The sequence below is a fragment of the Microbulbifer variabilis genome (genome assembly GCF_056232115.1).
Map to the genome: position 1 here is coordinate 2,763,876 of NZ_CP174325.1, position 12,345 is coordinate 2,776,220.

The 12,345-nt window shown below is 56.3% G+C and carries 12 protein-coding genes; 10 read left to right on the top strand and 2 right to left on the bottom strand.

What is annotated here, in order from left to right; genetic code table 11:
• Positions 1–57: 57 nt before the first annotated feature.
• On the bottom strand, positions 58–732 hold the full coding sequence (gene rnt / locus ACJJI7_RS12205; RefSeq protein ID WP_020412286.1) for a ribonuclease T: 675 nt from the start codon (positions 730–732) through the stop codon (positions 58–60).
• A 90-nt stretch (positions 733–822) separates the two neighbouring features.
• Positions 823–1,854: a dihydroorotase gene (gene pyrC / locus ACJJI7_RS12210; RefSeq protein WP_444902053.1), complete on the bottom strand. Its 1,032-nt coding sequence runs from the start codon at positions 1,852–1,854 to the stop codon at positions 823–825.
• Between the two features lie 317 nt (positions 1,855–2,171).
• Here pyrC and ACJJI7_RS12215 point away from each other — a divergent pair, with 317 nt between their 5' ends.
• From ACJJI7_RS12215 to ACJJI7_RS12260, 10 genes are all read left to right on the top strand, one after another.
• Positions 2,172–3,392, top strand: coding sequence for an argininosuccinate synthase (locus tag ACJJI7_RS12215; protein WP_020412288.1), 1,221 nt, complete (start codon positions 2,172–2,174; stop codon positions 3,390–3,392).
• A gap of 155 nt (positions 3,393–3,547) precedes the next feature.
• Positions 3,548–5,002 carry a cytochrome-c oxidase, cbb3-type subunit I gene (gene ccoN / locus ACJJI7_RS12220; RefSeq protein ID WP_020412289.1) on the top strand — a complete coding sequence of 485 codons (1,455 nt, stop codon included), beginning with the start codon at positions 3,548–3,550 and terminating at the stop codon, positions 5,000–5,002.
• Between the two features lie 11 nt (positions 5,003–5,013).
• Positions 5,014–5,631, top strand: coding sequence for a cytochrome-c oxidase, cbb3-type subunit II (ccoO, locus tag ACJJI7_RS12225; RefSeq protein ID WP_282951378.1), 618 nt, complete (start codon positions 5,014–5,016; stop codon positions 5,629–5,631).
• An 18-nt stretch (positions 5,632–5,649) separates the two neighbouring features.
• Positions 5,650–5,883: a CcoQ/FixQ family Cbb3-type cytochrome c oxidase assembly chaperone gene (locus ACJJI7_RS12230; RefSeq protein ID WP_020412291.1), complete on the top strand. Its 234-nt coding sequence runs from the start codon at positions 5,650–5,652 to the stop codon at positions 5,881–5,883.
• Complete coding sequence (ccoP, locus tag ACJJI7_RS12235) at positions 5,883–6,791, top strand: cytochrome-c oxidase, cbb3-type subunit III (RefSeq protein WP_020412292.1); 909 nt, start codon at positions 5,883–5,885, stop codon at positions 6,789–6,791. The genes ACJJI7_RS12230 and ccoP overlap by 1 nt, the downstream gene beginning before the upstream one ends.
• Positions 6,792–6,929: 138 nt before the next feature.
• Entirely contained in the window at positions 6,930–8,348 is a 1,419-nt protein-coding gene (gene ccoG, locus ACJJI7_RS12240; RefSeq protein WP_444902052.1) for a cytochrome c oxidase accessory protein CcoG, read from the top strand.
• Positions 8,349–8,433: 85 nt separating this feature from the next.
• Positions 8,434–8,958 (top strand): FixH family protein, encoded by a 525-nt coding sequence (locus ACJJI7_RS12245; protein ID WP_020412294.1) that lies wholly within the window; start codon positions 8,434–8,436, stop codon positions 8,956–8,958.
• On the top strand, positions 8,955–11,399 hold the full coding sequence (locus ACJJI7_RS12250; protein ID WP_444902051.1) for a heavy metal translocating P-type ATPase: 2,445 nt from the start codon (positions 8,955–8,957) through the stop codon (positions 11,397–11,399). The genes ACJJI7_RS12245 and ACJJI7_RS12250 overlap by 4 nt, the downstream gene beginning before the upstream one ends.
• Before the next feature lie 15 nt (positions 11,400–11,414).
• A complete protein-coding gene (gene ccoS, locus ACJJI7_RS12255; protein WP_020412296.1) occupies positions 11,415–11,594 on the top strand; it encodes a cbb3-type cytochrome oxidase assembly protein CcoS in 180 nt (59 codons plus the stop codon).
• Positions 11,595–11,597: 3 nt separating this feature from the next.
• Entirely contained in the window at positions 11,598–12,341 is a 744-nt protein-coding gene (locus tag ACJJI7_RS12260) for a sulfite exporter TauE/SafE family protein (RefSeq protein ID WP_444902050.1), read from the top strand.
• Positions 12,342–12,345: the final 4 nt, after the last annotated feature.

Genomic DNA, 12,345 nt, shown 5'->3' on the forward strand with positions numbered 1-12,345 from the left:
GTCAGTTTGCCGCCGGGTGCAGCGGCACGGTGTGTCACACAGAGGTAATTTCTGGGGCTATTCCACTTCCTGCTCTGCAGGTGCCTCGGTAGCCAGTGGCCAGCCGCCCATTTCCCGCCACTTGTTTACGATTCCACAGAACAGGGTTGCGGTTTTCTCCGCATCGTACTCTGCGGAGTGGGCGCAGCTATTGTCGAACTCGATACCTGCGGCCTGGCAGGCTTTGGCCAGAACCGTTTGGCCATAGGCGAGCCCGGCGAGACTGGCGGTATCGAAACAGGAGAAGGGATGGAATGGGTTGCGCTTGATTCCGGTCCGCTCAACGACGGCGTTAACAAATCCCAGATCGAAATGGGCATTGTGAGCAACCACGATGGCGCGGGTACAACTGTGTTTTTTCACCGCGCTGCGGATTTTGCGGAACAGCTCTGGCAGAGCAATTTCTTCAGGCCAGGCATCGCGATCGGGGGACTCCAGGTCGATACCGATAAAGTCCAGGGCCGACTGCTCTACGTTGGCGCCCTCAAATGGTTCCAGGTGGAAACTGTGGGTCTCATGGGGGACGAGGTTGCCCTCCGCATCCATATCCAGAATAACCGCCGAAATCTCCAGCAGGGCATCGGTACGCGCGTTAAAGCCGCCGGTTTCCAGGTCGATAACAACCGGCAGGAAGCCGCGAAATCGCTGGGCGAGGGGGCTCTTGGGTCCTGTTGGTTCTTCCGCGGGGGTCACTTTGGGTCCTTGTAAATCTCAATTGTGCCGGGCTGCTTGGGCCCGGGCATGAGCGGGCTTGCTATTGGCCCGCAACAGTTCAAACCGGAATTATACGAGTTTCCAGTTCAGGGTTTCACCGGCATTCAGGGGTATCAGATTCTCACCGCCCATATCCAGGCTTTCCGGCAGGGTCCACGGTTGTTTGACCAGGGTGATGGTGTCCTGGTTGCGTGGCAGGCCGTAAAAGTCGGGCCCGAAATTACTCGCGAAACCTTCCAGCTTATCCAGCTTGCCGGCGCGCTCAAAAGCTTCGGCGTACAGCTCTATGGCGGAGTAGGCAGTGTAACAACCGGCGCAGCCGCATTCGTGTTCTTTTTTATGGTGAGCGTGGGGGGCCGAGTCGGTGCCGAGGAAAAATTTCGGGCTGCCGCTGGTGGCCGCTTCGATCAGAGCTGACTGGTGATCGCCGCGCTTGAGGATTGGCAGGCAGTAGTAGTGCGGGCGAATACCACCAACCAGCATATGGTTGCGGTTGTACAGCAGGTGGTGGGCGGTAATGGTCGCGGCCACACCATCGCGGGCATGCTGTACAAACTCAGCGGCATTCGCAGTAGTAATGTGCTCAAAAACCACTTTCAACGTGGGAAAATCTTCCACCAGGCGCGACAGGGTTTTCTCAATAAATACCTGCTCGCGATCGAAAATATCGATATCGTTGGTGGTTACCTCCCCGTGCAGCAGCAGCTTCATGCCGCAGGACTGCATTTCCTCCAGGGCGGGGTAAATATTGGCGATGTCGGTTACCCCGGAATCGGAATTCGTGGTTGCTCCGGCAGGGTATAGTTTTGCTGCGATCACACCGGCAGCGTGCGCCTGGCGGATTACTTCGGCATCGGTCTTATCGGTCAGGTAAATAACCATCAGCGGCTCAAAAGCGCGGCCGGCCGGAATATGCGCGCGGATACGCTCGCGATAGGCCAGGGCCATATCGGCGTTGGTAACTGGTGGTACCAGGTTGGGCATCACTATTGCGCGGTGAAATTGTTGGGCGGCATCGCCTACTGTGCGTTCTAGGGCGGCGCCATCGCGCAGGTGAATATGCCAGTCGTCAGGGGCGCGAAGAGTGATTTGCTCCGTCATGGTACTCCGTGGTCTTGGACGCTGTAGTGAGTCGTTGTGCGGCGCGCATGCTACCCGATGCGGGGTGAAATTGCGATGCACAAAAGGGTTAAAAATTAATCAATTGTGTCTACAAGTGTCTTGGCGCTAGTCGATTGCGAGCTGAGGCGCTACAATCGCGCCCCGATAAACAGTGTGGGTATTATTGTGCCCATAATACCGACCCTGGGTATACCTCCAAGAATAACTCCCCCAGACCGACATTAATTCGCGCAGAGGCGATCCATATCGCCGTGCCTAATGTTGTGACGGCGTGTTCCCGGCAGCAGAGGATAGCAATGAGCAAAATCGAGAAGGTAGTACTGGCATATTCCGGCGGACTGGATACGTCGGTAATTGTGCGCTGGCTGCAGGAAACTTACGGTTGTGAGGTGGTAACTTTTACCGCTGATATCGGCCAGGGCGAGGAAGTGGAACCCGCCCGAGCCAAGGCTGAGGCCCTGGGTGTAAAAGAAATTTATATCGACGACCTGCGCGAAGAGTACGTGCGCGATTTCGTCTTCCCGATGTTCCGTGCCAACGCGATTTACGAAGGTGAGTATTTGCTCGGCACCTCCATCGCGCGCCCGCTGATCGCCAAGCGCCTGATCGAGATTGCCAACGAGACCGGTGCCGATGCTATCTCCCATGGCGCCACTGGCAAGGGCAACGACCAGGTGCGTTTCGAACTGGGTGCCTATGCGTTGAAGCCAGGTATCCAGGTAATTGCTCCCTGGCGCGAGTGGGACCTAAATTCCCGCGAAAAGCTGATGCAGTATTGTGAACAGCATAAAATTCCGGTGGATTTCTCCTCCAGCAAAAAGAAATCCCCTTACTCAATGGATGCCAACCTGCTGCATATCTCTTACGAGGGCGGCAACCTTGAGGACCCATGGGCGGAAGCCGAGGAAGATATGTGGCGTTGGAGTGTCAGCCCCGAAGCTGCACCAGAAGAGCCGACCTATATTACTTTGGGCTTTGAGAAGGGTGATCCCGTTTCTATCGACGGTGAGCGCTTAAGCCCTGCTACTTTGCTTGAGAAGCTGAATAAGTTGGGCGGAGCCAACGGCATTGGTCGCTTGGATATTGTGGAAAACCGCTACGTGGGAATGAAGTCCCGCGGCTGCTACGAAACACCTGGCGGCACCATTTTGATGAAGGCGCACCGCGCCATTGAGTCCATCACGCTGGATCGCGAAGTGGCTCATATGAAAGATTCCCTGATGCCGCGCTACGCTGAACTGATTTATAACGGCTACTGGTGGTCACCGGAGCGCAGCATGCTGCAGGCTGCGATCGATGAATCCCAGCTGGTGGTTAACGGTGAAGTACGCCTGAAACTCTATAAGGGTAGTGTGAGCGCAGTGGGCCGCCGTTCTGCGGACAGCCTCTTCGACGAGCGTATCGCTACCTTCGAAGACGATGCCGGGGCCTACGACCAGAAAGATGCAGAGGGCTTTATTAAGCTCAACGCCCTGCGTCTGCGGATCGCCGCCGGTAAGGGAAGAAAATTGATTTAGTTGATTTAGATCATCCTTGGCTAGTGCGGGGTGCGCTTAAATCCTTATCTGGCCAATAAAGTGACAGCTGTGTTTGCGCATAGCTGCCGCAGACCATGCGGTGGGCCAGTCCCGCTCAGTGGAACCGATTTTAAAAAAGCAACGGAAGTTTAAACATGACGACAACGGTGGCAAAGACCGGCCCTGTGCCGGACTATGACTACAATATCGTGCGCCAGTTCACCATCATGTCCGTGGTCTGGGGCATTTTTGGTATGGGCATGGGCGTATTGATCGCGGCCCAGCTGGCCTGGCCAGAACTCAATGATTTCTGGCAGCCCTTCTCGCACTTTGGGCGCTTGAGGCCATTACACACCAATGCGGTAATTTTCGCCTTTGGTGGTAGTGTTCTGTTTGCCACCTCTTACTATGTAGTGCAGCGCACCTGTCAGGTTCGCCTGTGGGGCGGCTGGCTGATTCCCTTTACTTTCTGGGGATGGCAGGCCGTTATCGTGGCAGCGGCTATCACCCTGCCGATGGGCTTCACTTCCACTAAAGAATACGCCGAACTCGAGTGGCCGATTGATATCCTGATCGCCCTGGTTTGGGTGGCCTACGCGCTGGTGTTCTTCGGTACCATCATGAAGCGCAGAACCTCCCACATCTACGTGGCGAACTGGTTCTTCGGTGCTTATATCGTCACTATTGCTGTACTCCATATTATTAATAATTTGGAGATCCCGGTTGCTCCTTTCAAGTCTTACTCTATCTACTCAGGCACCAAGGACGCAATGATCCAGTGGTGGTATGGCCATAACGCAGTAGGGTTCTTCCTGACTGCAGCCTTCCTGGGGATCATGTACTACTTCGTACCTAAGCAGGCGGGCCGCCCGGTTTATTCCTACCAGCTTTCTATCGTGCATTTCTGGGCCCTGATTTCCCTGTACGTATGGGCTGGTGGCCACCACCTGCACTACTCAGCGCTGCCTGACTGGGCCCAGAGCCTGGCGATGGTAATGTCCCTGATCCTGCTGGCTCCATCCTGGGGTGGTATGATCAACGGCATCATGACCCTGTCCGGTGCTTGGCACAAACTGCGCACCGACCCGACCCTGCGCTTCCTGGTGGTATCCCTGTCCTTCTACGGTATGTCCACCTTCGAAGGCCCGATGATGTCCATCAAGACTGTAAACGCCCTGTCCCACAACACCGACTGGACTGTTGGCCACGTACACTCCGGTGCATTGGGCTGGGTTGCCATGATTTCTATCGGTGCTCTCTATCACCTGGTTCCAGTGCTCTGGAAGCGTCGCGAAATGTACAGCACCAAGCTGATTAACGCGCACTTCTGGCTGGCTACTGTAGGCACGGTACTGTACATCGCTGCTATGTGGGTGAACGGTATTACCCAGGGCCTGATGTGGCGTGCATTTAACGCTGACGGCACCCTGACCTATAGCTTTGTGGAAAGTGTGGTTGCGAGCCACCCAGGTTATGTAGTGCGCTGGTTGGGCGGAGCCATGTTCCTGCTGGGCATGCTGCTGATGGCTTACAACGTTTACCGTACGATCACCGAGAAGGTAAACGATGCCGAAGCCGATAACACCGTTCGAGCTGTACCGGCGGCATAGGAGAGCAGACCGTGAAGAATCATGACATCGTAGAAAAAAATATTGGCTGGATGATCTTTTTCATCATTATCGCCATTAGCTTCGGCGCTCTGGTGGAGATCGTTCCGCAGTTCTTTACCAAGGCGAACTACACGCCCCTGCCGGGCCAGAAGCCGCTGACGGCATTGGAGCTGGAAGGCCGCGATATCTATATCCGCGAAGGCTGTCACGTGTGTCACACCCAGATGGTGCGCCCGTTGCGCGCTGAGGTGGAGCGCTATGGACACTACTCCATGGCCGAGGAATCCGTGTACGAGCACCCCTTCCTGTGGGGCTCCAAGCGTACCGGTCCCGACCTGGCTCGTGTAGGCGGCCGTTACTCCGATGAGTGGCAGCGCGCTCACTTGTACAACCCGCGCAGCGTTGTACCCGAGTCCATCATGCCGGCCTACCCTTGGTTGTTCGACAATGTAGTTACTGGCAATTACACCGCGCGCAAGATGGAAGCACTGCGTCTCGTCGGTGTGCCCTACACCGATGAGGACATCGCCAACGCCTCCAAGCCTTTCGAAGGCGGCAAGGTTAAGGAAATCGATGCTCTGGTCGCTTACTTGCAACAGCTGGGTACCCTGGTTACCCAAAAACGCTAATAGCGAGGAAGGAAACTCGTGACTATCGAAACATTGCGGGAAATCGGACTGGTTTTGGGATCAATCGCCTTTCTGGCTATCTGCTGGTGGGCCTTCTCTCCGAAGCGCAAGAAGCGCTTCGAGGAAGATGCCAATTTGCCATTTGCCGATGAAGAGCAACAGGCCGATAAGGATGAGTCGGCCGCTCAGAAGGATGAATCCAAATCCGGGCAAGAGTCCGGGACTGAACGAAAACAGGGGCAGGACAAGTAATGAGTACATTCTGGAGTGTGTGGGTAATTGTACTCACCCTCGCCAATCTGGCGTTGATTACCTGGGTGTTGTTCGCCAACCGAAAAGTGGCAGTTGACGACCAGGCAGAACCGGAAAACAAAACCACAGGCCACGTGTACGACGGCATTGAGGAGTACGACAACCCTCTGCCCAAGTGGTGGTTCATGCTGTTTATCGCCACGCTGGTGTTTTCAGCGGTATACCTGGTGATCTACCCGGGCATGGGTAACTTCAAAGGCCTTGGTGGTTGGTCATCTGTCGGCGCGCTGGAAGCTTCCCAGGCTAAGGCCCAGGAGAAGTTCGACGAGCAGTTTGGCATTTATCTCGATATGCCCATCGAGGAAATCGCCCAGAGCCCGCAGGCACTGAAAATGGGTTCCCGTATCTTCGCCAACAACTGTGCTGTATGTCACGGTGCGGATGCCGGCGGTAACTTCGGCTTCCCTAACCTGACCGACAACGCCTGGCTTTACGGCGGTACCCCGGAGAAAATCCTGGAAACCCTGTACAACGGCCGTCAGGGCATGATGCCTCCGCAAGGGCCGGTGATTGGTGAGGAGGGTGTTAAGAACGCCACTGAGTATGTTCTCTCCCTGAATGGCCTCGAGCATGACAAGGCTATGGCTGCGGAAGGACAGAAGGTCTTCAATACCGTGTGTATGGCCTGTCACGGTATGGACGCCAAGGGTAACCAGCTCCTCGGTGCGCCAAACCTGACCGATGACCTGTGGCTGTATGGCAGCGATCGTGCGCAAATCCAGCACACGATCCGCAGCGGCCGTAGCAATATGATGCCCGCGCAGAAAGATAAACTGCGCGAAGACAAGATCCGCCTGGTAGCGGCCTATGTCTACAACTTGTCCAAACAGGACGAGGAACAGCAGTAATCGAATAAGGCCCGGCTATGCTGGGCCTTATTTTTTGGAAGGAACTCCGGGTGCTGCAGGGACGGAGATAAAAGCCTCATACATAAGTGGCTGACTGTGCCCGCGTGCAGATAATGCCCGTGCGAGAGTGAGGTTTTTGTGAGTGACTTGATTCCCACCCGCGAAGAGCAGGAAGGTAACGGTGAAGTTCGCTACCGCATGCTCTACGAATCGGATGACAAAATTTATATTCGCCATATCCGTGGTATTTACACCCGGATTCGCAAATATACCGGCCTACCGTTACTGTTGGCTTTCTTCTTTATCCCCTGGATTAATATCGACGGGCGCCAGTCTGTCTTCTTCGATCTTCCCACCCGCCAGTTTCATATCCTCGGTACCACCTTCGGCCCACAGGATGGCTTCCTGCTAGCCTGGTTGCTGATTATTGCTGCCTTTGCCCTGTTTGCCGTTACCACCTGGATGGGGCGGGTCTGGTGCGGTTTTACCTGTCCACAGACTGTCTGGACCATGATGTTTATGTGGGCCGAGCGAGTTTGTGAGGGAGACCGCAACAAGCGGATGAAGCTCGATAAGGCCCCCTGGAACGTGGAAAAAATCCTGCGTAAAGGTGGCACCCACGCTATCTGGCTGCTGATTTCTCTCGCCACAGCTCTGGCTTTCGTTGGTTACTTCTATGGTATCCGCGACCTGGTGGTAGACCTCGCGACCTTTGATGCCCATCCGCAGGGAGTCTTTTGGGTCGCCTTCTTTACTTTTGCCACCTACATGAATGCGGGCTTCCTGCGTGAGCAGGTGTGCAAGTACATGTGCCCCTATGCGCGCTTTCAGTCGGTGATGTACGACCAGGACACTCTTGCGGTCTATTACGATGCACAGCGCGGCGAGACCCGCGGTCCACGCAAAAAGAACGTGGACTACAAGGCCGAGGGTATGGGTGACTGTATCGACTGCTACTGGTGTGTGCAGGTATGTCCTGTGGATATCGATATTCGCGATGGCATGCAGTATGAATGCATTAACTGTGGTCTATGTGTTGACGCCTGTAACAGCGTCATGGACAAAATGGGTTATGACCGCGGTCTGATTCGTTTTACCTCAGAAGACGAATTGGAGACCGGAAAGACCAATTACCTGCGTCCGCGCCTGTTTGGTTATGCCATTGTCCTGTTGGCAATGGTTGGCTTGTTCTCCCATCAGGTGGCTACACGCAACCCGATTGAGACTGAAATTACCCGCGATCGCGGTGCGCGAATGTACCGAGTATCCCAGGGGCTGGTGCAGAATGTGTATACCGTGAAGATCAGTAATATGGATCAAGCGGCGCATGAGTTCACTATCCGTGTGGAGGGCAACCCGAATTACGATTATTCGGTTCGCAAGCCGCGTACGATCTACCTGGAGGCGGGGGAGATTTTCCCGGTACCGATTCGGGTGAGTGTGCCCAAGACACAGTTGAAAGAGAGCAAGCACGATATCGATATCGTAGTGGAGGCTGTCGATAACCCTGAGCTGGTCGACAAGCACCGAACGGTATTTATTGGTCCCAAGCAGTAGACGGGACGCCGTTCCCGTTGCAAAGTACGGGCCCGCCCAGGTGGGCTCGACTTTTCTGCATAAAACGGTAATTTTTGGTAACGCGATGAATGAACCAACCTCGAAACCCTGGTATCGGGAATTCTGGGCCTGGATGGTCCTGGCACCGCTGATTACAGTGCTGGTAGTGTCCTCTATCACGGTTTCTATAGCTGTGCGCCACGCTGACGATGAGGTCAGGGACACTTATCACAAAGACAGCCGTATGTACCATTTTTCTGCTGAGCAGGACCAGCGGGCCAAAGCCCTGGGATTGGCGGCGATGGTCCAGTTCCAGCGGGGCGATCGCGGGGTGGTTGTCGAACTGAACGGTAATACCGAGTATCCCGAGAAGCTGTTGCTTACCCTCAGCCACCCGCTAGAGGAAGATCTGGATCAGCATATTGTGTTATCCCAGCTCTCCGTTGGGCGCTATTCAGGCTCTGTGCCCGTGGATTTGAACAATCGCTGGTATCTGCGCCTGATGCCTGAACTCGATCCTGAGCTCCACAAAAACGCAGAGTGGCGTCTTAAGGGAGAGATTAATTTCGATCTGGGTGAGGCGGCGCCCCTGAACGCTGCCAGTCGATGATATCCCCCTGTTATCACTGCGGACTTCCGGTCCCTGCCGGTAGCAACCATTCGGTTGTTATTGAGGGGGCTGCACGTGATATGTGTTGCCCCGGCTGTGAGGCCGTGGCGACGGCCATTGTTTCCGGTGGCCTGGATGGCTTCTATCGCTACCGGGAAAAGCAAAGTGACCGCCCGGAACAGGCCCAGCCGCGGGACCGCTGGACCGCCTACGATCTCCCCGAAGTACAGCAGCAGTTTGTTCACGACTGGGATGGCGGCAGCAAGATGGCGGCGCTGCTGATCGGTGGTATTACCTGTGCCGCCTGTGTGTGGTTGATTGAAAAGCACCTGGGACATTTGGCGGGGGTTGGAAAGGTCTCAGTCAATGCCAGTACCCAGCGTGCCCAGATTGTGTTTGATCCTGAGCAGATTAAACCGAGCCAGCTTTTTGAGGCGTTGGAGCGCATTGGCTATCGCCCGGCTCCGGCCACCGCTGCCAACCGGGAAAATGTAATCCAGGCCGAACATCGGGCAGCCCTGCGCCGCCTTGGGGTTGCGGGCCTGGGTACCATGCAGGTGATGATGTTCGCTATCGCCCTGTACTTTGGCGCTGGTAGCGATGGTGTCGGTGAGTTTGAGCGCTATTTCCGTTGGGTGTCGCTATTGGTAGCGACACCAGTGGTGTTCTATGCGGCGCGCCCCTTCTTTAGCGCAGCACTGCGCAGCCTGCGCGCCCGTCACCTGAGTATGGATGTACCTGTCTCCATCGCTATTGGCCTGGCCTACGGTGCCAGTTTCTACGCTACGGTGTTTGGCACCGGCGAGGTGTACTTCGAATCCATCTCCATGTTCACCTTCTTCTTGCTGCTTGGGCGCACGGTTGAGATGCGTGCGCGTCATCGTGCTGGGCTCGCCAGTGGCGGCCTGGCCCAGCTGCTGCCGATGACTGCAGCCAGGTATCAAGGCGATGAAGTGGTTCATGTACCGGTGGCCGCATTGGTGGCTGGCGACCGGATTTTGTTGCGGCCCGGCGACACGATTCCCGCTGACGGCGAAGTGCTGGAAGGGGAGAGTGGTGTGGATGAGTCGCTGCTCAGTGGCGAATCCGCCCTGCAGCAAAAGCTCGTTGGCAGTCCTGTGTATGCAGGCAGTGTCAACGGTGACTCCAGCCTGACTGTGCGTGTGACCGCAGCCGGCCAGTCTACAAGGCTGTCTGCCATCGAGCGTCTGGTGGAGCGCGCCCAACTGGATAAGCCGGCCCAGGTCGCCCTGGCAGACCGGGTCGCCGGTGTTTTTGTCGGAGTTGTATTGCTGGCGGCTGTGGGGGCCTTTGCAGTTTGGTGGCAGCTGGATCCGAGCAGGGCTTTCTGGGTAGCTCTGTCTGTATTGGTGGTGACATGCCCCTGTGCTTTGTCCCTGGCGACACCGGCGGCGCTGGCCTCAGCGACTTTGCGATTGCAGGAACTGGGGCTCCTGGTGGCCGGTGGCAGCCTTCTGGAAACACTGCCGCGTATCAGTCGCGTTGTGTTCGATAAAACCGGCACCCTAACTCGCGGCGAGCCGCGCATCCTGGAAATTCAATTGATGCGCGATGGCTGGGCCGAACAGCGGGTTAAGGATGTAGCTGCAGCCCTGGAATCACAGACCCACCACCCCTTGGCCCGTGCATTTCGCGCTTGGCGCGGCAACCTTACAGCGAGCAAGCTGAAGGTGCATACCGGTCGCGGCCTGGAGGGGCAGATCGAAGGGGTTGATTATCGCCTGGGCCGTGCCGATTTCGCTGCACCTGAAATACTGGCGCAGCCGCAGGGTGAGGGGCAGTGGTTGCTGCTTGCTGATGGAGACGGCCCTATCGCCTGGATCGCCTTGGGGGATAAACTGCGTGAGACAGCTCGGGATGCGATACATCAGCTGGAAAAACTGGGCTTGTCGGTAGAGTTACTGAGTGGTGATCAGTCCAACGAGGTTCAGCGCCTGGCCTCGCAGGCTTCCATTGCCCACTTCCGTGCCGGTGCTTCACCGGAAGACAAGCTCTCCCATATGCAGCAGTTACAGGCCGGTGAAGAGAAGGTCCTGATGGTTGGCGATGGGCTCAATGATGTCCCGGTACTGTCGGGAGCGGATGCCTCGGTGGCGATGATGTCCGCTGCGGACTTGGCTCAATCCCGTGCCGATGCCATCTTGCTGAATGGTGACCTGCAGGTGCTTCCCCAGGCAATTTCCCTGGCGCGCAAATGCCGCCAGATAGTTCGGCAAAATCTGGCCTGGGCCCTGGGTTACAACGCCATTGCACTACCGTTGGCGGTTTGCGGCCTGGTACCGCCCTGGGCTGCGGCCATTGGTATGTCGGCCAGTTCGCTGGTGGTGGTTCTTAACGCCTTGCGCCTGTCCCGTGCCAATGCGTCGACGGAAAGTGCGGACAGCTCGGTGCCTGGTATGCAGGCACACCATGCAAATTAAAGAGAGGAGTGAACTGTGGACAGTCTCTATTTCCTGATCCCTATTGCAGTGGCCTTGGTTGCCTTCGCTGTAAAGCTCTTTTTCTGGGCGGTAAATAACGGCCAGTACGATGACCTCGAGACTGAGGGCCGGAGAATACTGTTTGAGGATGACGTGCAGAATCAGCCCGCAGCGGATTCGGACAAGGAGAAGTAACCAGTGGGAGATTGGGGGTTTTTGGCGGCTGCGCTCGCCATCGGGTTTCTGGGCAGCAGCCACTGTATTGGTATGTGTGGGGGTATCTCGGGTGCGCTCGGAATGGCGGTGCCCGGCAAGCAAACAGCTTGGGTACAGCTCGGCTCATACCAATTGGGACGTCTCGGTAGTTATACGTTAATGGGGGCGCTCGCTGGCGCTTTGGGTGCTGCGATTATTCCTGCCCTGACGCCGCTGCGCTTCGCTGCGGGCATTATGCTGATCGTTATGGCGCTCTATGTGGCCGGTATCTGGCGTGGTCTGGTATGGCTGGAGAAGGGTGGCAGCTATTTATGGCGCTATGTGCAGCCTCTCTCTGCGAAATTGTTGCCAGTTCGCTCTGCGGGGCAGGCGGTTGCCCTCGGTTCCCTGTGGGGCTGGTTGCCCTGCGGCCTGGTTTACAGTGCACTGACCTTTGCATTGGCTCAGGGCAGTGCTGAGCGATCGGCCTTGGCGATGTTTGCTTTTGGTCTCGGAACCTTACCGGCCATGCTGGCCACCGGTGCTGCCGCTGTGCAAGTGCGCAATATTGTGCAAAAACCGGGAGTGCGTCTGGGTTTTGCAGCGGCTATTTTATTGTTTGGTATCTGGACTATTTGGGGAGCTCTTGGCCATGGGGGCCACGGTGGCCACGGCAATCATGGGGAAATGGGGGCGATGGAATCTCCGCAGGCAGAAGAGCAGGAGCACCACCACCATAATCACTGAGTTT